Source organism: Kitasatospora sp. NPDC085895 (assembly GCF_040702125.1).
Taxonomy (GTDB): domain Bacteria; phylum Actinomycetota; class Actinomycetes; order Streptomycetales; family Streptomycetaceae; genus Kitasatospora; species Kitasatospora arboriphila.
Genome location: NZ_JBFBJY010000073.1, coordinates 1 through 19532, shown reverse-complemented (window position 1 = coordinate 19532; position 19532 = coordinate 1). Strand labels below are relative to the sequence as shown.

The window sequence follows — 19532 nt, the reverse complement described above, 5'->3', positions numbered from 1 at the left end:
CTTGACGCGGGCACGACGGGGTTGCTTCGCTGTCCTGGCTCACTCAACACCGCCCCCACGCGGAAGCCGACGAGCGTCAACTTGCCGTGGCCCACGGGTGGCGGGCGCACTCCGTACACCCAGCCATGGAGGACCGTTGAGCACCATCAGCACCCTGAGAGTCGGCGCGGTCGGCGCCGTCCTCGCCCTGGTCATGGGGGCCGCCGCACAGACCGCGAGCGCCCGGGCGGAGGCCCCGCCGCAGCCCGGCCGCGCACACTCCGCCGTGCAGGCCGTCGAGGAGGAGACCGCGCGGGCGGTCGCCGCCTCGCTCGGTGACGCCGCCTGGCGGGACGGCCTGCGGGCCGCCGTCCGCGGTGGCGCCGAGGTCGACCCGGGCACCCTCGCCTCGCGTGCCTCCGGCGCCGCCGCCCACCGGCTCGCAGCCTCGGTCGCCGACGGCAACGCCCGCGTCCTGGCCGCCAAGGGCCTGGACGCCGCGACCGGCCCGCTGCTGCGGCTGCGGCTCGGCGACCCGTCGATGCGCGCCGCACTGGACGCGGGCACCGCGCCCTGGGTCGCGGCCGCGCCGGCGAGCGACCGGGCCACCACCCTCACCGCCTACGACGCCCGGGGCCGGGCGCACGTCCTGGACGCAACGCAGGTGCCCCGGCAACCGGTCTACCTGGTCGACCTCGACGTGACCCGGGCGCTCGCCGGCGGCGCCGAGATCCTCCGCCGCACGCTGGGCGGCGTCGCGGTGAAGCCGCAGGCCGCCGCCGCGGGCGGCTGGTGGGGCACGAAGATCGACGCGATCGAGGTGTCCGACGACGAGGAGCCGTGGTTCAAGGGCGCGGCCGAGATGTACGCCCTGGTCACCGGCTTCGGCACGGACGGCAAGGTGCGGGTCGACCCGGTCGACATGCCGTACCTGGACTACGACGGGACGGTCTACCGGCCCAACCAGATCCTGGTGAACTGGTCGAACTACAAGTACGACCTGGCCGACGTGGTGCTGATGGAGGAGGACGGCAGCACCAACTACCAGGCCCTCGCCAAGGCCATCGCGGCCGTCCTGCTCACGGTCACCGACCAGGGCGCGTACATCCCGCTGGTCAACGCGGTGCTGGACGCGATCCCCACCGAGTGGTGGACGGACGACCCGGACTACGTGGACTCCTGGTACACCCTGGCCCGGACGTCCTCGGGCCGGCTGAACGGCGCCCGGGGCAACGGCTGGATGAACGTCTCGCCGTACTGGGTGTCCGCCTTCTGATCTGCCCTGATCGGCAGCAATTCCCATGGAAATGTGGACAGATCGGATAGATTGGTCCACGGAACACCCGGCCGCCGCGCGACGGGCGGGGCGGCCGGGCCCCACGACGAGGGAGTGCTGCTCTGATGGCCCAGCAGGTACGGGGTGTGATCGCGCGGTCCAAGGGTGCGCCGGTCGAGGTGGTGACGGTGGTGGTGCCCGACCCGGGGCCGGGAGAGGCGGTGGTGAAGGTGCAGGCCTGCGGTGTCTGCCACACCGACCTGCACTACCGCGAGGGCGGCATCAACGACGAGTTCCCCTTCCTGCTCGGCCACGAGGCCGCGGGCGTGGTGGAGTCGGTCGGCGAGGGCGTCACCGACGTCGCCCCGGGTGACTTCGTGATCCTCAACTGGCGTGCGGTGTGCGGCGACTGCCGGGCCTGTCGGCGCGGCCGGCCGTGGTACTGCTTCGCCACCCACAACGCGAAGCAGAAGATGACGCTGACCGACGGCACGGAGCTGTCGCCCGCGCTCGGGATCGGCGCCTTCGCCGAGAAGACGCTGGTCGCGGCGGGCCAGTGCACCAAGGTCGACCCGGCCGCCTCACCCGCCGCGGCGGGCCTGCTGGGCTGCGGCGTGATGGCCGGCCTCGGCGCGGCGATCAACACCGGCGGGGTGGGCCGCGGCGACTCCGTCGCGGTGATCGGCTGCGGCGGTGTGGGCAGCGCGGCCGTGCTCGGTGCCCGACTGGCCGGCGCGTCCCGGATCATCGCGGTCGACGTCGACGCCCGCAAGCTCGCCGCCGCGCAGAAGCTCGGCGCCACCCACACCGTGGACTCCTCCGCCGCGGACGCCGTCGAGGCGATCCGCGAGCTGACCGGCGGCAACGGCGCGGACGTGGTCATCGACGCGGTCGGCCGCCCCGAGACCTACAAGCAGGCCTTCTACGCCCGCGACCTCGCCGGCACCGTCGTCCTGGTCGGCGTGCCCACCCCGGAGATGCAGCTGGAGCTGCCGCTGCTGGACGTCTTCGGCCGCGGCGGCGCCCTCAAGTCCTCCTGGTACGGGGACTGCCTGCCGAGCCGGGACTTCCCGATGCTGATCGACCTCTACCTGCAGGGCCGCCTCGACCTGGACGCCTTCGTCAGCGAGACCGTCCCGCTGGACGGCGTCGAGCAGGCCTTCGAGCGGATGCACAAGGGCGAGGTCCTGCGATCGGTGGTGCTGTTCTGATGGCCGCCCGGATCGAACACCTGGTCACCTCCGGCGAGTTCACGCTGGACGGCGGCACCTGGCAGGTCGACAACAACGTCTGGATCGTCGGCGACGACGAGCAGGTGCTGGTGATCGACCCGGCCCACGACGCCGAGGCGGTGGCCGCCGCGGTCGGCGACCGGCGGCTGCTCGCGATCGTCTGCACCCACGGGCACAACGACCACGTCAACGCCGCCCCCGGGCTCGCCGACCGGACGGGCGCGCCCGTCCTGCTCCACGCGGAGGACGGCGTGCTCTGGCAGCAGACCCACCCGGGGTTCAAGCCGGACGGCGAGCTGGCGGACGGGCAGCGCCTGACGGTGGCCGGCACCGAGCTGACCGTGCTGCACACCCCGGGGCACAGCCCCGGCGCGGTCTGCCTGTACGCGCCCGACCTCGGCACCGTGTTCAGCGGGGACACCCTCTTCGCGGGCGGCCCCGGTGCCACCGGCCGGTCCTTCTCCGACTTCCCGACGATCATCCGCTCGATCAGCGAGCGGCTGCTCGTCCTGCCGCCGGAGACGGTCGTCCGCACCGGCCACGGCGACTCCACCACCATCGGCACGGAGGCCCCGCACCTGGAGGAGTGGATCGCCCGAGGCCACTAGAGCTGTCGTCAAAGGCGTACGGATGCCACATGGGGGCGCGTGGGGGCGCCCCTGACACGCGTGACGGGAGGCTCCGCGGTGGTCCGCCGCGGTGCCTCCCGCGCCTACGTGCGGGGGGCGGGCCGCGGTCGCGGCGGGCCCCCGTGCGGCGCCGACCGGATCACGTGCGGCGCCGCCCGTGGTGAGCCTGCCGCACCCGGCGGGCGACCCGGAATCCGGAGCCCGGATTCCACGGATACGCAATCAATCCGGTTCGGTCGGGACGACGGCCCGCGGCACCGCGGTGAGCTGCTGGCGGGAGCGTGCTCCGGTCTTCTGCAGGGCCCGCGCGACGTGCTGCTCGACCGTCCGCGGGGACAGGTGCAGGGCGGCGGCGATCTCCCGGTTGGTCATCCCGGCGGCGGCGAGCCGGGCGACCTCCTCCTCGCGCGGGGAGAGCAGGTCGCCGTAGGCGGGGCGGCCGGGCCCGCGGCGGTCCTCCGGCGGACGGTGGCCGCGCAGTTCGGCCCGGGTCCGGGCGGCGTCCCAGGTGGCGCCGAGCGCCTCGAAGGCGGCGGCGCTGTCGGCCAGTGCCTCGACCGCGGCCTCGGTGCCGGTGTCGCCGGCCTCCAGGGTGCAGCGGGCGGCCGCGGCGGCGGTGAGGGCGGCGTGGTACGGGCGGGGCAGTGACCGGTAGCCGGCGGCGGCCCGCTCGTAGTGGGTGCGGGCGGTCTTCGGGTCGCCGGTGGCCTCGGCGAGGGCGGCCCTGGTCCAGTGCAGGGCGGCCTCGGCGGAGGGGGCGTCCCGGCCGTCGAGGCCGGCGGCGAACTCGGCGGCCATCTCGCGGGCGGTCGCGGCGGCCCCGGCGCGGGCGGCCGCCTCGACGGCCCAGGGGGCGAGTTCGGCGGCCCAGGCCCAGACGCCCTTGGCGCGCAGCCGGTCCCAGGCGAGGGCGGCCTCGGCGGCCGCACCGGCAACGTCCTCGCGGGCGAGGGCGAGCCGGATCAGTGCGCCGGAGGAGGCGGCCGACAGCGGGACGGGGCCGTGGTCGCGGTCCGGGGCGTCCGGGCCGGAGAGGTACTCCTCGGTCTCGGCCCAGGCGCCGCGGGCCAGCGCGAGCAGCCCGAGCACCAGCCGGGCGTCGGAGGCGATGAAGGGCATGTCGCCGGCCTCGGCGACCAGGGCGCCGGCGCGGCCGGCGAGGCCGGCCCAGCGGCCGGTCGCCCAGTCGAGGACGAGGGTGCAGCCGCGGCCGGTCTGCTCGGCGTAGGAGGCTCCGCTGCGGGCGGCCAGGGCGACGCCCTCGCCGAGCAGGGCGCGGGAGCGGTCGTAGTGGCCGATCCAGACGGCGGCGTCGGCGGCGTTGCACAGCCCGCGGGCGGCCTGCTGGCGGACGGCGACGGGTTCGCCGTCCCGCGGCAGTGCGTCGACCAGCGGCCAGGCGGCGGGGTCGCCGATGTTGAGCAGCACGCTGACCCGATTCGCGGCGACCGCGGCCCGGACGACCGGGTCGCCGACCTGCTCGGAGACGGCGAGGGCGCGTTCGATCCAGGCGACGTTCTCGGCGAGCGGGGCACCCGGCCAGTACGGCATGGAGAGCGCGGACATGGCCCGGGCGAGCAGCACGGGCTGTTCCTGGAGCTCGCCGACGGCCCGCTCCAGCTCGGCCAGGCCGTCGGTGCAGCGGCCGATCTGGTTGCAGAGCAGCAGGCCGAGGTCGAGGCGGATCTCGCCGCGCAGGGCGGGGGCGAGGCCGTGGTCGGCGACGATGTGCTGCAGCACGGCGAGGGTGCGGTCGGAGCGCAGGCCCATCACCGCGGAGCGGGCGAGCAGGGTGACCAGTCGGGAGCGGGCGTGCTCGGGCACCGGGCCGGTGGCGAGCGCGGACTCCAGCAGGGCGACGGCCCGCTCCAGGTCTCCGCGGTCGGCGTGCCGCTGGGCGGCCCGTTCGACGGCCTGAAGCCAGCCGCGTTCGCGTCCGCAGGCCCGGCGGTGCCCGGCCACCCGTTCCCAGGGCACGGGCTGCCGGCGGACGAGCAGGTCGGCGGCGCGGCCGTGCAGCTCCTCCCGGTGCGGGCCGGTCAGGTGGTCCCGGACGGCGGCGGCCGCGAGCGGGACGCGGAAGCCGTACCGGCCGTCGCCGTGATCGTGCAGGGCCGCGGTGCGCAGGGCCGCCTGGACGGCCGTGCGGCCGGTGTCGGGGGCGAGGCCGGCGACTTCGGCGAGCTCCGCGGCGGTGGCGGGTTCACCGAGGACGGCGGCGGCGTGCACGACCCCTCGGTGCGCGGCGGGCAGGGCGGCGGTGCGGCGCAGGGCGAGGGCGGTGAGCCGCGGCGGGGGTGCGAAGGCGTCCGGGAGCCGGCCTTCCCGGGCGGCGAGCAGGTCGAGCAGGTCGGCGACCACCTGGGCGGTGCCGCCGGCCGCCCGGTGCAGCCGGTCCGCGAGGTCGGGTGGGCAGCGGTCGGCGCCGAGCGCGGCGGCGGCCATCCGCCGGACCTCCTCGGGGCCGAGCGGTCCGAGGTGGTGGCGGACGACGGTGAGCCCGGCGGCGTACTCGGTGTCCGGGCCGAGCGGCAGCCCGGGCTCGTCCAGCTCCTCGGGGCGGTAGCCGAGCACGCAGGCGAGGCCGGCCGGCGGGTCGGCGAGCAGGGCGCCCAGGGCGGCCCGGCGGTCCGGGACGGCCCGGTGGACGTCATCGGCGAGGAGCAGCGCCGGGCCCGCGGCGGGGCCCTCGGCCGGGGCTGCGGCCTGCGGGTCGGTACGGACGGGCACCGGGACGCCGTGGGCGAGCCGGGCGAGCAGGCGGCTCTTGCCGGTGCCGGCCTCGCCCTCGACGAGCAGCAGGACGGGGCGGCCGCCGCCGTCGGCCGTCCAGGCCCGGGCCAGCAGGTGCCGCAGCGCGGTCTCGTTCAGTGCGTCCACACGTGCCACCCTGTCGGAGTTCACCGGACCGCCGGGCTTTCTTTGCGTATCCGTACTTCAGTCTCCACTGATTGCCGCGACCGTGGGAAGGCGGGCAGCGTGGTCCGGGTCATGGCCTCGCGGCCCGTGGGTCGGCGGGGGCCGCCGCCGATGCCGCCCACCGCGCAGGCAGGAGCCCCGCGTGAGGAATTCGACCTCTTCCAGACCCGTCGCCCTGGCTCCCGGACCGGACGTTCCGGTCCGGCCCTCCCGGCTGACGGCCTCGGTCACCCTCCCCGCCGTGCCCGAGTCGGTGCCGCGGCTGCGCGCCACGGGGCGGGCGCTGGTGCGCAGCCGGCGGTTGCCTGCGGACGTGGCCGAGGCGCTCTCGGTGATCGTCACGGAGCTGGTGACCAATGCGGTGCTGCACAGCGGCAGTGCGGACGTGTCGGTGCTCTTCGAGGTGTGCGAGTCCGCGCTGACGGTGCGCGTCAGGGACTGGGGCCGGTGGCGCGAGCGGACCGCTCCGCGCCGCGAGCCGGCCGACGTGGACGCGGCGTTCGGGCGCGGGCTGGACCTGGTCGACGCCTTCGCGGTGGACACCACCGTGGTCCGCTCCCCCGACGGCACCCTCGTCGAGGCCGTGATCGCCCTGTAGGGCCCCTCCCCGGCACGCGGCGGACGCGAAGGCCGCGGTGCCGCGGTGCCCGCGCAAAGACCCGGCCAAATCTATGGCATGCCCCCTTCAATGAAAGGGCGGGCTGCTGTCACGCTTCTCTCGGCCTCGCGACCGGCGGGCCCCGATCCCCGCCGGTCGTCAACGTGCCTTCCGTACGGGCGGGTTGACCCTTCGTCCGGCACGGAAGGGTCCCCTACCCGAAGAGGATCGATGAGAAGCACCCTTCTCCCCCTGGTCGCCGCCGGCGCGCTGCTCGCGGCCGCCGTGGCGGCCACCGGCGCCACCACGGCCACGGCGACCGCGGCGGCGGCCTGCACCCCCGCCCAGGTGGTCGCCAACGGCGGTTTCGAGTCCGGCGGTTCACCCTGGTCCGCGTCGAGCGGAGTGATCACCAGCGGCGGGCAGACCGCGCACGGCGGCAGCTCCTTCGCCTGGCTGGACGGCTACGGCTCCTCCCACACCGACACGCTCTCCCAGTCGGTGACCCTGCCCGCGGGTTGCACCTCGGCCACGCTCAGCCTCTGGCTGCACGTGGACACCGCGGAGACCACCGCCGCCTCCGCCTACGACAAGCTCACCGCGAGCATCGGCGGTACCGTGCTGGCGAGTTGGTCCAACCTGGACGCCCGTCCCGGCTACCTGCAGAAGACCTTCGACGTCTCCTCCTTCGCGGGTCGCACGGTGGCGCTCTCCTTCACCGGCACCGAGGACTCCGGCCTGCAGACCAGCTTCGTGCTGGACGACATCGCGCTGAACGTCTCCGGCGGCGGCACCCCGACACCCACGCCCACCCCGACACCGACACCGACGCCGAGCCCCACCGGCACCCCGACGCCGAACGCCACCCGGACCCCGGCCGCACCGGCCTACACCGTCTCGCTGAGCAGCGACGCCTCCGGCGCGTCCTGGACGGGCCACGAGAGCGCCTCCTTCACCAACGCCTCGGCCACCCCGCTCACCGAGGTGTACCTGCGGCTGTGGGACAACGCGCACGGCAGCTGCCCGAGCACCCCGATCACCGTCACCAACGTCACCGGCGGCACGGCCTCCGCGCTCTCGGTGGCCTGCACGGCGATGAAGGTCACCCTGCCCGCGCCGCTGGCCCAGGGCCAGGGCGGAACGATCGGCTTCGACCTCGGCATCACCGTGCCGAGCGGCGCGGACCGCTTCGGCCACGACGGGGCGTACGACTTCCTCGGCAACGCGCTGCCGGTGCTGGCCGTCCGGGACGCCGCGGGCTGGCACCTCGACCCGTACACCAACAACGGGGAGTCGTTCTACTCACTGGCCGCGGACTTCGACGTGACCCTGGACCACCCCAGCGGCCTGCTGGTGCCGGCCACCGGGACCTCGGTGGACACCCCCGGCGCCCCGGGCCGCACCGTCACCCGGGCCACGGCGGCCAAGGTGCGCGACTTCGCCTGGGGCGCCGGGCCGTTCACGAAGGTCAGCGGCACCTCGGCGGCGGGCGTGAAGGTCAACGTCTACGCGGTGAGCGGGATCTCCTCCGGTGACGCCCAGTCGATGCTGACCACCGCCGAGTCCGCGGTGGACGCCCACGCGCAGCGCTTCGGCGCCTACCCGTACGCCGAGTTGGACGCGGTGCTCGACAACGGCTTCTGGTTCGGCGGCATGGAGTACCCGGGCTTCGTGCTCGACCTGGTCTCCACCACCGCGCTGACCCACGAGATCGCGCACCAGTGGTTCTACGGGATCGTCGGTGACGACGAGTACACCAGCCCGTGGCTGGACGAGTCGTTCACCGACTACGCCACCGACCTGGCGCTCGGCAAGACCGGCAGCAACTGCTGGAGCAGCGTCTCCTGGTCGTCCTCCGCCGAGAAGATCACCGACTCGATGGCGTACTGGGACGCGCACGCGTCCCGGTACTCCACCGTCGTCTACACCTACGGCAAGTGCGCCCTGCACGACCTGCGGCGGCTGATCGGCGACGGCGCGATGAGCACCCTGCTGCACGACTACGCGCAGTCGCACTGGTACGGGGTGAGCACCACCGCCGAGTTCAAGGCGGCGGCCCAGGCCGCGGCCGGCACCGATCTGACCTCGTTCTGGACCCAGCACCGGATCGAGGGCTGAGGGCCGGACCGCCCCCGGCGCGCACGGCACCGGGCGCCCCCGTGGAGGGGCGCCCGGTGCTCCGCCGTTCGAGTGACACGAGGACCCGGACGGGACGGCCGGTCAGGCCAGCAGCTTCGCCTTCGCCTTCTGGAACTCCTCCTCGGAGATGGCGCCGGTGGTCTTCAGGTCGGCGAGCTTGGCCAGCTGGTCGGCGTGGCTCCGGCCCGCGCCGCCGGCTCCGCCGCCCCCGCCGCCGTCAGCGGCCGCGCGGCGGATGTACGCCTGGAACGCCTCGTCCGTCCGCTGCGCCTGCTCCAGGTCGCGCTCGGCCATCGAGCCGCCGCGCGCGATCAGGTAGACCAGCACGCCGATCAGCGGCAGCAGGATGACGAAGATCGTCCAGCCGGCCTTGCCCCAGCCGCCCATGTCCTTGCTGCGGAAGATGTCCGTGATGATCTTGAAAAGCAGGAAGAACCAGAGGATGAAGACGAAGAGCTCCAGCATCGTCCAGAAGAGGTTGAGCAGCGGGTAGTCGTCCATGGCACTCCCGTCCCAGCCGTTCGCCGGTCGACCGGCGGGCTGTCGGTCCACGGCGGCGCCCCCGCACCGCCCGCCCCAGCCGTCCGGTCCGGACGGGGGACAGAACGAGTCATACCACCGTATTCCGGGCGCAGCACTCGGCGTGTCGGCCGATCGGGGGCTCCGTGGCGGTCCGCCGTCCGGTCACGCCCCGGCAAGCGCGCGGTCACGATTCGGCCGACTGCCGCCGAGGTCGGCGGTCGTCCTTGTGCGGGCCGGCCGGATGATTTTGACTAGCACTGCTAGTTGAAAGTCGACGAGGGAGCGCCCGTGAGACCACCCGCCCTGGCTCCGCCCGCCGCCGCACCGACTGGCCCCGCCCCGAAGCCCCGGCTGCGCGGCCTGCCCGAAGAACCGCCCGCCCGGCGGCCCGTCCGGTCCCGGGCCGACACCGCCTCCGAACAGCTGCTCCGCCGCACCGCCGGTCACCTGCTGCAGGACGTCGACGGACTCGCCCGCGAGCTCGTCGCGCAGATCAGCGCCCGGGAGCCCGCCTACCCCGCCACCATCGGCCCCGAGGAGCTGCGGCTGGAGGTGCGCACCTCGCTGGAGAGCTCGGTGCGCACCCTGCTCGACCCGCCCGGCACCTGGGAGGCCGCCCGGCTCTGCTCCTGGCAGATCGGCGCCCGCCGCGCCCAGCGCGAACTCCCGCTGGACGCCCTGCTGCACGCCTTCCGGCTCGGCGGGGCCCTGGTCTGGCGACGGCTGGTCGAGACGGCCACCCGCCGCGAGCCCGACCACGCCCACCTGCTGCTGCACAGCGCCGCCGGCATCTGGAGCTTCGTCGACGAGCACTCCGACCTGATCACCCAGGCCTACCGGCTGGTCGAGAGCCAGACCGCCCGCGAACACCGCGAACGCGCCCGCGCCATGGTGCAGGCCCTGCTCGACGGCACCACCCGGATCACCGACCTGCCCACCGTCGCCGCCGCGCTGGACCTCCCCGAGCGCGGCCGGTACGCGGTCGCCGCCCTCGCCGGACCGGTCGGACCGCCCCGGCACCCCGCCGAGGCCGCCCCGGCGCAGGCCGGACCGCCGCCCGGCGTCCGGATCGTCCGGCACCGCGGCACCGACGGCGAGCACGCCCTCGTCCTGCTCGGCGACGCCGAGCCGGCCGAGGTCGCCGCCTGCCTCGGCCACCACCGCGGCACCCGGGTCGGCATCGGCACCGTCGTCGAGGAGCTCGCCGAGATCGGCGCCGCCCGGCGCTCCGCCGACATCGCGCTGCGCACTTGCACCGCCGACGGCGACGTCGCCCTGCTGCACGAGCGGCTGCCCACCGCCCTGGTCGTCTCCCTCCCCGACTTCGGCACCGCGCTGGTCGACCGGGCGCTCGGCGCCGTCCTGGAGCTCGACGTCCAGGACCGCGAGTCGATGCTCAGCACGCTCGACGTCTGGCTGGACAGCGCCGGCTCCGCCCAGCGGGCCGGCACCCGGCTGTTCTGCCACCGCAACACCGTGCTCAACCGGCTGCGCCGGTACGAGCAGTTGAGCGGCCGCAGCCTCAACCACCCGCGCCACCTGGTCGAGTTGTCGCTCGCCCTGGACGCGTACCGGCTGCTGCCGTCCTGACACCGCGGCGCCGCCGCCGGGGCCGTCCTGAAGCCCCGGCGGCGGACCTGCCGTGCACTCTCCCCGCTCCCGGACCGCCCGCGCCGCCCCGGCCGCCGGTACTGGTCGAGCTCACAACGCGGCCCGCCGGGCGCTGTGCAGCCGCAACGCGTGCCCGTCCCGCCATGGACCGCCGCTCCGCCGCCGTGGTGTCCTGCCGCTCACCCAGAACCGGGCGGACGCCCCCGTCGCCCGAGCTTCCCACCCTCCCGAGCGGCTGCTGCCCCGTGTGCGCGGCCCGGCGCTCGGACGCAAGGAGCACCATGAGCCCACCCGAGCGGTCGAGCGCGCTGACCGTCGAGAATCTGCACGTCGCCTACGGGCGCGCCGTCCGGGCGCTGCGCGGGGTCTCGCTGGACCTCCCGGCCGGGCGGATCACCGCCGTCCTCGGCGCCAACGGGGCCGGCAAGAGCACCCTGCTGCGGACCGTCTCCGGCACCCTCGGCCTGCACCGGGGCGCGATCACCGCCGGGACGGTGGCGGTCGACGGCCGTCCGCTGGCGGAGGACGCGGCCCTGGCCGTGCGCGCGGGCGTCGTCCAGGTCCCCGAGGGCAGACGGGTGTTCGCCGATCTCACGGTCGAGGAGAACCTGCGGGCCGGCGAGCTCGGCCGCGGCCGCCGCGGCGCCGCGACCCGGAGGGAGGCCCGCGAGCGGGTCTTCGCCCTGCTGCCGGTGCTGGCCGAGCGCCGCCGCCAGCGGGCCGGCCTGATGTCCGGCGGCGAGCAGCAGATGCTGGCGATCGGACGGGCGCTGATGGCCGATCCGCGCGTCCTGCTGCTGGACGAGCCCTCGCTCGGCCTGGCCCCGCGGATGGTGCGGCGGATCGGCGCGATCGTGCAGGAGATCAACCGGCAGGGCACCTCCGTCCTGCTGGTGGAGCAGAACACCGCGATGGCCCTCGCCGTCGCGCACCGGGCGCTGGTGCTGGAGAACGGGCTCGTCCGGCTGGAGGGCACCGCCGCGGAGCTCGCCGCCGGCGACGAGGTCCGCCGGCTCTACCTCGGCGCCGCCGAGGAGGACGGCCCGGCCACCGCCGCCCGTCCGCCCGTCCGCGAGCTGCGCAGGTGGACGGCATGACCGCCCCCGCCGCCGCACGGCTGGAGGTCCGCGGCGTCACCGTCCGGTTCGCCGGCCTCACCGCACTCGACGACGTCTCGTTCACCGTCGAACCGGGCACCGTGCACGCCCTGATCGGCCCGAACGGCGCCGGCAAGTCCACCTGCTTCAACGTGCTCTCCGGCGTGTACCGGGCCGCCTCCGGCAGCGTCGCCTACGGCGGGCGGGAGATCACCGGCATGCCGCCGCACGCCGTCACCGGGCTCGGCATCGCCCGGACCTTCCAGAACATCGTGCTCACCGCGGGCACCGTCGCCGACAACCTGATGCTCGGACGGCACCGGCTCACCCGGGCCGGGTTCGCCGCCACCGCCCTGCGCCTGCCGAGCGCCGTCCGCGAGCAGCGGCGGCACCGCGCACGGGCCGCCGAGATCGCCGGGTTCCTCGGCCTGGAGGCCCACTTCGACCAGCCGGTCGGCGCGCTGCCCTACGGCGTGCGCAAGCGGGTCGAGCTGGCCCGGGCGCTCTGCGCCGAACCCGGACTGCTGCTGCTCGACGAGCCGGTGGCCGGGATGAACCCCGCCGAACGCCTGGAGACGGCCGACACGATCGCCGCGATCCGCGCCGCCCTCGGCATCTCCGTCCTGCTGGTCGAGCACGACATGGGGATGGTCATGCGGCTCGCCGACACCGTCACCGTCCTCGACTTCGGCCGCCGGATCGCCGACGGCACCCCGGAGGCCGTCCAGCAGGACCCGGCGGTGCTCCGCGCCTACCTCGGACAGGAGGAAGCAGCATGACCCGGCTCCTCGAAACCCTGCTCGACGGGATCGCCCTCGGTTCCGTCTACGCCCTGGTCGCGCTGGGCTTCACCGTGGTCTTCAAGGCCTCCGGGGTGATGAACTTCGCGCACGGCTCCGTCCTGCTGCTCGGCGGCTGGGTGGTCGCCGCCACGCACGGCGCGGTCGGCTTCCCGTTCGCCGTGCTGCTCGGCGCGGCCGCCTCCGCGGCCGCCTCCGGCCTGCTCCACCTGCTCACCGCCCGCGGGCTGCGCGGGGCGGGCGCGCACGTCGCCACCATCCTCACCATCGGGGCCGACCTGGTGCTGCTGACCGCGCTGGCCCGGGCGATCGGCGCCGACTACCTGGCCACCGGCGACCCGTGGGGCCCGGCCGTGGTCCGGATCGGCGGGGTGCACGCCGCCGAGGCCCGGCTGGCCGGGATCGCCGTCTCCGTCGCCCTGATCGGGGCGGTCTTCGCCGCCTTCCGCTGGACCCGCTGGGGGCTGGCGATGCGGGCCGCCTCCGCCGACGAGGAGGCCGCCGCGCTGATGGGGGTGCGGCTCGGCCGGATGCGGCTGACCGCCTGGTGCGCGGCCGGTGCGCTGGCCGCCGTCGCCGCGGTCTTCCTGGCCGCCTTCCCCGCGCCGGGCCTGGACCGCTCGACCGGCCAACTCGCGCTCGCCGCCTTCCCCGCGGCGATCCTCGGCGGCCTGGACTCGGCCGCCGGAGCCCTGGCCGGCAGCCTCGCCATCGGCCTGGCCGGCGCCCTCGCCGCCGGTTACCAGGACGCGCTCGGCGCGCTCGGCGAGGGGCTGCCCGGCATCGCCCCGTACCTGGTGATGGTCGCCGTCCTGCTGGTGCGGCCCTCGGGGCTGCTCGGATCGAAGGAGGCCGTCCGTGTCTGAGCTGATCACCGGGCGCCGCGCCGCGGCCGCCGCAGGCGTCCTCGTGCTGCTCGCCCTGCCCTTCTACGCGGACGGGTTCTGGCTGCAGAGCGGGCTGTTCGCGATGGCCGCGGTGCTCGGCGCGATCGGCCTCGGCCTGCTCACCGGCACCGCCGGGCAGCTCTCGCTCGGCCACTCCTTCTTCCTCGCCGTCGGTGCGTACGGCTACGTCTGGTTCTCCGGCGGGGCGTCCGGCAGCGGTCCGTCCAAGCTCACCGGGCTCGGCCTGCCGCCGCTGCTCGCCCTCGTCCTCGCGATCGCGCTGGCCGGCGCCGCGGGCGCGGCGTTCAGTCCGATCGCCGGCCGGCTGCGCGGCATGTACCTGGGCGTGGCCACCCTCGCCCTGGTCTTCCTCGGCCAGCACGTGATGCTCAACTCCCGCAGTGTGACCGGCGGTTTCAACGGCCGGCCGGTCGAGCCGATGGCGCTGTCCGGCTTCTCGTTCAGCGACGCCTCGCCGCGCGGCCTGGCCGTGCTCGGCGTGCCCTTCGGCGGCCTCGAACGGCTCTGGTACCTCGGGCTGGCCCTGGTCGCGCTCGGCCTGTTCACCGCCCGCAACCTGCAACAGGGCCGCCCCGGACGGGCGTTGGCCGCACTACGGGACAGCGGCACCGCCGCCGCCGTGATGGGCGTGCCGGTCGCCCGGTACCGCTGCGCCGCGTTCACCGTCTCCTGCCTGTACGCCGGGGCCGGCGGGGCACTGACCGCGCTGGCCTTCAAACGGGTGGTGCCCGACCACTTCGGGCTCGCCCTGTCGATCGACTTCCTCGCGATGATCGTGATCGGCGGGCTCGGCTCGGTCGGCGGCGCGGCCGCCGCGGCCGTCCTCGTCTCGCTGCTCCCGCAGGTCCTCACCGTGTACGCCGACCGGCTGCCGCTGATCGCCCCCGCGGGCTCGGACGCCTTCGGCGCCACCCCCGGCGAGGCCGCCCGCTACCTGTACGGCGCGGCCGTCGTCCTGATCCTCACCCTCGCCCCGGACGGACTGGCGGGCCTGGCCCGCCGGTGCCGGCCGCGGCGCGCGCCGGCCGCCGCTCCCGCGGCCCTGGTGCCCGTCCCCGTGACCGTCTCCCGCACCACCACCCGTCCCTCGCCCGGCAAGGAGCCGACCCCGTGACCGATCGCAGAACGCTCAGATCCGCAGCCGCCCTCGCCGTGCTCGTGCTCACCGCGACCGGCTGCAGCACCAAGGCCGACACCTCCTCCGACCGGGTCGGCGAGGACGGTGTGAAGATGGGCCCCGGCGTCACCGGGACGACCATCACCCTCGGCGCCCTCACCGACCTCAGCGGCGTCTACGCCTCGCTCGGCAAGAGCATCGTCAACGCCCAGCAGCTGTGGGTGGAACAGACCAACAAGGTCGGCGGCATCTGCGGCCGCAAGGTCGAGATCAAGGTCAAGGACCACGGCTACGACGTGCAGAAGGGCGTCGCCGCCTTCGCCGAGATCGAGCCCGACTCGGCGATGCTCACCCAGGTCATCGGATCGCCGGTGGTCGCCGCGCTCAAGCAGGAGATCGCCGGCAAGAAGATCCTCACCCTGCCGCTCGGCTGGTCCTCCACCCTGCTCGGCCAGAACTACATCCAGGTGGTCGGCCCCACCTACGACATCGACATGATCAACGCGGTGGACTTCCTGACCCGCAAGGCCGGACTCGCCGCGGGGGACCGGATCGGCCACGTCTACTTCGAGGGCGAGTACGGCGAGAACGCCCTGGCCGGTGCCGAGTACGCGGCGAAGCAGCACGGCTACGGCATCGTCGGACAGAAGATCAAGGCCACCGACACCGATCTCGGCGCCCAGGTCACCGCCCTCAAGCAGGCCGGGGTGAAGGCGATCCTGGTCAGCGCCGGGCCCAAGCAGTCCGCCTCGCTGGTCGGCCTGGCCGCCGCCCAGGGACTCACCGTACCGGTGGTCGGCTCCGCCCCCGGCTTCGCCCCGCAGCTGCTGGACAGCGCCGCCGCCCCCGCACTGGAGAAGATGTTCTACCTGGTCAGCGGCTACCCGGCGCCCAGCGCCGACACCCCGCGGATGCGCCAGCTGGTGCAGGACTACCAGGCGAAGTACCCGGGCGCGCCGGTGGACAGCGGCGTGGTCAGCGGCTGGGTGGCCGCCCAGGTCGCCGCCGAGGCGCTCAGCAACGCCTGCACCGCCAAGGACCTCACCCGCGAGGGCATCGTGGCCGCCCACCGCAGCCAGAAGGCGCTCAACGTCCTGGACGTGCCGCTCGACTTCACCGACGCCGCCGAGCCCTCGGCGTACGGCTCGTTCATCCTCAAGCCCGCCAAGTCGGCCACCGGCGGCCTCGCCGTCGCCGAGGCCGCCCACGAGGTCGCGGCCACCCGCGGCTACCCGCTGCCCAGGGGCTGAGCCCGCCCGGGCGACCGGGCCGGCCCGGTCGCCCCCGTCCCCCGCCCGACCGACCGACCGACGAAAGGTGCCGGCCCGTGTCGCTCTCCCTCGCCTGCATCCTCGCCGAGGCCGCCCGCCGCAACAGCCGGACCGGTCAGCCGGCCAGGGCGGCGCGGCGGGGAGCGTACGGGTCGGACCACGCCTGGGCGGGGCGGTGCCGGGCGCGTTCGCGGGCGTAGGCGCGCAGCAGCGGCTCGTAGCGGTACCGGCCGGGCTCGCGGGCGGTGAGCAGGCCGGCGTCGGTGAGCCGTTCCAGGACGCGTTCGGCACGGGCCGGGGGTTCGCCGAGCAGGCGGGCGGCGGTGCTCAGGCCGACGGTGTCGGTCGGGGCGAGGGCCAGCAGGTGGAAGGCGCGGGCGGTCGGCGGGTCGAGGCTCTCGCAGCCCGCCGCGAAGGCCGCGCGGACGTCCAGGCTGCCGAGGCAGAGTTCGTCCAGGGCACGGCCCTCGTCGACGATCCGCTCCACCAGGTGCCGGACCGTCCAGGAGGGCCGGGCGGCGAGCCGGGCGCCGCAGATCCGCAGGGCGAGCGGCAGCCCGCCGCAGGCGGCGGCGAGCTGGCCGAGCGCCCGGGGTTCGGCGTCCGCCCGGGCCGGGCCGACCAGCCGGGCGAGGAACTGCCGGGCCTCGTCGGCGGGCAGCGGCCCGAGGTGCAGGGCGTGGCTGCCGCCGAGGTCGGGCAGCCGGGTACGGGCGGTGACCAGGGCGGAGTTGCCGGGCCCGGCGGGCATCAGCGGCCGGATGTGGGCGCTGTCGCGGGCGTCGTCCAGGACGACCAGTGTCCGTCGGCCGGCCAGCAGCGAGCGGAACAGTGCCGTCCGGGAGTCGGTGTCCGACGGAACGGCGGCGGCGGGCACGCCGAGGGCCAGCAGGAAGCTGCCGAGCACGGCGTGCGGACCGGCCGACTGCCGGTGGCTGCCCCGCAGGTCGGCGTAGAGGATGCCGTCGGGGTAGGCGCCGCGGGCGGCGTGCGCGGCGTGCTGGACGAGGGCGCTCTTGCCCGCGCCGGGCTGGCCGCTGACGACCGCGATCAGCGGGGCGCGGCGGTCGTCGGCGGAGAGCAGCGCGGCGAGGTCGGCGGCCGGCTCCGTCCGGCCGGTGAAGTCGGTCAGGCCAGGCGGGAGTTGGAAGGGGGTGACGAGGACGGTACGGGTGCGGGCGGCCGGGCGGGCGGGTGCGGCGAGGGCGGGGTCGGCGCGCAGGATGCGGCCGTGCACGGTGCGGATCTCGCTGCCGGGGTCGACCCCCAACTCGTCGGCGAGCACCCGGCGGACCTCCCCGTACACGGCGAGCGCCTCGGACTGGCGGCCGCTGCGGTAGAGGGCGGTCATCAACTGGGCCCAGAGGCGCTCGCGTTCGGGGTGGGCTGCGGTCAGCGTCCTCAGTTCGCCGAGGAGTTCGGTGTGCCGACCGAGGGCGAGCGCCGCTTCGGTCCGGCCTTCGAGGACGTCGAGGCGGGCTTCGGCGAGCCGGCCGGCCTCGGAGCGCCGCAGCGCCTCGGAGGGGACGTCGACGAGGGCGGGTCCGCGCCAGAGCGCGAGCGCCGCCTCGTAGTGGGCGGCGGCCTGCTCGGCGTCGCCGTTGCGGAGCCGGTCGTGGCCGAGGTCGCGCAGCCGGGTGAACCGGTCGGCGTCGAACTCCTCGGCGGCGACGGCCAGGAGGTAGCCGCCGGCCTCCGTGGTGAGCCGGGGCCCGGCCTCACCGAGGGCCTTGCGCAGTCGCATCACGTAGTTGCGCAGGGTGGTGGCGGCGGTGCGCGGCGGCCACCCGTCCCACACGGTGTCGGCCAGTACGTCGGCCGGTACGACCTGCCCTCGCCGGACGAGCAGGGCCGCCAGCAGCGCCCGCTGTTTGGCCGCGGCCACCGGGCGGTCGCCCTCCGCGTCCCGCACCAGCAGCGGCCCGAGTATTCCGAACTCCATCCCCACGCTCCCCCACACCTCGGCCTGGTGCGCCGGGCGGCGGGGCCCGTCCCCCGGTCCGCCACCCGGCGTGACTCCGTTCTATGCCGGTGCGGGGTTGACCGGTGGATCTTGCGGTGACGACCAATCAACTCCGGGCAGTGTCGGTCTTCCGAGGTGGGCGCGGACGGCGGCACGGCACGGCCGACCCGCTCCGGGGAGCGGGTGGGGGCGGCGGCGGGGCGGATTCGGCCGGGCCGCCGCCGGCCCCCGTCCGGGCCGGTCAATCAATTCCGGTCAACGGCCGGTTCAGCCGCAGTGGCTCCAGCCGCTCGTCCAGGTGGTGCCGCGGTAGGAGCCGCCCCAGTCGACGCAGGTGCCCGCCGCGTCCAGCGTCACCGGGCCCGCGTAGTAGGTGAAGCTGCCGGGGTTGGCGGCACCGGCGCCTCCCTGCACCGTGAGGGTGGCGTCCATCGGGACGGCGCCGGAGGGACGGTCGGCCAGGGTGACCACGCAGTTGCGGCCGCTGGAGGCCTCGTACAGCAGGTAGGCGGTGGCGCCGCCGAACGCGTGCGAGTCGATCACGCCGAAGCCGGGACCGCAGACCTGGGTGGGGGTGTACGGGTTGGCTGTGGAGGTCGTGACCGGGGTGATGTAGCCGTCGATGCGGTAGCCGTGGGCGGGGTCGACGGTGCTGGGCACGCTGCCGACCGCGCGCTCGGAGGCGGGGACGGCCAGCGACACCACGGAGGAGCTCTTGGCGAACGCGGGCTCGTCGACGGCGTTCGGGTCGCCGTTCCAGTCGCCGTTGGCGGTCACCACCGAGCCGTCCGCGCCGACCGAGGTGACGATGCCGACGTGGTGGACGACGGTGCCCGAGCCGGTGCCGGTGCCGTAGATCACGGCGTCGCCGGGCTGCGGCTGGTAGGTGGCCGCGGTGTGCAGGGTGCCGTTGTTCTGCCCGTAGGTGCGGAAGCTGACCGCGGAGGCGTCGAGTCCGGTCACGGCGAGGCCGGCGTTGCGCCACGCCCAGATCGCGAAGTCGGCGCACCAGTACTCGGGGACGCCGGCCCAGCCGACGCAGCTGTGCTCGAACTGGGAGCCGCCCAGGGTGTTGTGGGTCGGTGTGTCGGCACAGGTCCCGGCGGAGCGGCCGACGTTGGCGGCGGCGAGCTGGGCGGCGGTGGCGGCGGCGGCCGCGGCGGTGGCAGCGGTGGCGGGAGCGGCCGGAACCGCCGCGGCGGACGGCGTCACGGCGGCGGCGTGCGGGGTCGGGGCGAAGGCGGTGAGGCCGAGGGCGAGTGCCGCGGCCGCGACCAGCGGGGCCGTCCGGCGCAGGGCGAACGTGGGTTTCACCGTTCTCCTCAGGACGAAGGGGCTGTGCGGGCGCTGCGGTGGGGGGGGGGGGCGGGAGGGCCCCGGCGCCCCCCCGGGCTGGGCCGCCACCCCCCGCGCGGAGCGGCCCCCCCCCCCCCGCCCCCCCCCCCCCCCCCCCCCCCCCCAAAAAAACACC

At 75.5% G+C, this 19532-nt stretch carries 15 protein-coding genes; 11 read left to right on the top strand and 4 right to left on the bottom strand.

Translation table 11 applies throughout. The features are described 5' to 3' along the window. The first annotated feature begins 136 nt into the window (after positions 1-136). The 3 genes from AB0442_RS32520 to AB0442_RS32510 all read left to right on the top strand — a co-directional run bounded on the left by AB0442_RS32520 (position 137) and on the right by AB0442_RS32510 (position 3095). Positions 137-1255, top strand: coding sequence for a DUF3103 family protein (locus AB0442_RS32520; RefSeq protein ID WP_366167199.1), 1119 nt, complete (start codon positions 137-139; stop codon positions 1253-1255). Between the two features lie 125 nt (positions 1256-1380). Next, positions 1381-2466: an S-(hydroxymethyl)mycothiol dehydrogenase gene (locus tag AB0442_RS32515; protein ID WP_363547932.1), complete on the top strand. Its 1086-nt coding sequence runs from the start codon at positions 1381-1383 to the stop codon at positions 2464-2466. Then, positions 2466-3095: an MBL fold metallo-hydrolase gene (locus AB0442_RS32510; protein ID WP_366167198.1), complete on the top strand. Its 630-nt coding sequence runs from the start codon at positions 2466-2468 to the stop codon at positions 3093-3095. Before AB0442_RS32515 ends, AB0442_RS32510 begins: the two co-directional genes overlap by 1 nt. Positions 3096-3338: 243 nt before the next feature. Here AB0442_RS32510 and AB0442_RS32505 read toward each other — a convergent pair whose 3' ends face one another. Further along, on the bottom strand, positions 3339-5996 hold the full coding sequence (locus tag AB0442_RS32505; RefSeq protein WP_366167197.1) for a LuxR C-terminal-related transcriptional regulator: 2658 nt from the start codon (positions 5994-5996) through the stop codon (positions 3339-3341). Between the two features lie 181 nt (positions 5997-6177). Here AB0442_RS32505 and AB0442_RS32500 point away from each other — a divergent pair, with 181 nt between their 5' ends. Both AB0442_RS32500 and AB0442_RS32495 read left to right on the top strand, forming a co-directional pair. Beyond that, complete coding sequence (locus tag AB0442_RS32500) at positions 6178-6633, top strand: ATP-binding protein (RefSeq protein ID WP_366167196.1); 456 nt, start codon at positions 6178-6180, stop codon at positions 6631-6633. A 231-nt stretch (positions 6634-6864) separates the two neighbouring features. Continuing rightward, positions 6865-8751, top strand: coding sequence for a M1 family aminopeptidase (locus tag AB0442_RS32495; protein ID WP_366167195.1), 1887 nt, complete (start codon positions 6865-6867; stop codon positions 8749-8751). A 102-nt stretch (positions 8752-8853) separates the two neighbouring features. On the opposite strand, the gene AB0442_RS32490 is transcribed toward AB0442_RS32495, so the two are convergent. After that, complete coding sequence (locus tag AB0442_RS32490) at positions 8854-9273, bottom strand: SHOCT domain-containing protein (protein WP_366167194.1); 420 nt, start codon at positions 9271-9273, stop codon at positions 8854-8856. Between the two features lie 309 nt (positions 9274-9582). Here AB0442_RS32490 and AB0442_RS32485 point away from each other — a divergent pair, with 309 nt between their 5' ends. The 6 genes from AB0442_RS32485 to AB0442_RS32460 all read left to right on the top strand — a co-directional run bounded on the left by AB0442_RS32485 (position 9583) and on the right by AB0442_RS32460 (position 16077). Beyond that, on the top strand, positions 9583-10884 hold the full coding sequence (locus AB0442_RS32485; RefSeq protein WP_366167193.1) for a helix-turn-helix domain-containing protein: 1302 nt from the start codon (positions 9583-9585) through the stop codon (positions 10882-10884). A 302-nt stretch (positions 10885-11186) separates the two neighbouring features. Next, entirely contained in the window at positions 11187-12002 is an 816-nt protein-coding gene (locus tag AB0442_RS32480; RefSeq protein ID WP_366167192.1) for an ABC transporter ATP-binding protein, read from the top strand. Beyond that, entirely contained in the window at positions 11999-12781 is a 783-nt protein-coding gene (locus AB0442_RS32475; protein WP_366167191.1) for an ABC transporter ATP-binding protein, read from the top strand. Before AB0442_RS32480 ends, AB0442_RS32475 begins: the two co-directional genes overlap by 4 nt. Next, positions 12778-13668 (top strand): branched-chain amino acid ABC transporter permease, encoded by an 891-nt coding sequence (locus tag AB0442_RS32470; protein ID WP_366167190.1) that lies wholly within the window; start codon positions 12778-12780, stop codon positions 13666-13668. Before AB0442_RS32475 ends, AB0442_RS32470 begins: the two co-directional genes overlap by 4 nt. Before the next feature lies 1 nt (position 13669). Beyond that, positions 13670-14824 carry a branched-chain amino acid ABC transporter permease gene (locus tag AB0442_RS32465; protein WP_366167218.1) on the top strand — a complete coding sequence of 385 codons (1155 nt, stop codon included), beginning with the start codon at positions 13670-13672 and terminating at the stop codon, positions 14822-14824. Next, on the top strand, positions 14821-16077 hold the full coding sequence (locus AB0442_RS32460) for an ABC transporter substrate-binding protein (RefSeq protein WP_366167189.1): 1257 nt from the start codon (positions 14821-14823) through the stop codon (positions 16075-16077). Before AB0442_RS32465 ends, AB0442_RS32460 begins: the two co-directional genes overlap by 4 nt. A 136-nt stretch (positions 16078-16213) precedes the next feature. Here the strand turns inward: AB0442_RS32460 and AB0442_RS32455 are convergent, their stop codons facing one another. Together AB0442_RS32455 and AB0442_RS32450 are read right to left on the bottom strand one after the other, a co-directional pair. Beyond that, a complete protein-coding gene (locus tag AB0442_RS32455) occupies positions 16214-18040 on the bottom strand; it encodes a BTAD domain-containing putative transcriptional regulator (protein WP_366167188.1) in 1827 nt (608 codons plus the stop codon). 288 nt (positions 18041-18328) lie between these two features. Continuing rightward, positions 18329-19375, bottom strand: a complete 1047-nt coding sequence (locus AB0442_RS32450; protein WP_366167187.1) for a CHAP domain-containing protein — start codon at positions 19373-19375, stop codon at positions 18329-18331. Positions 19376-19532 lie beyond the last annotated feature (157 nt).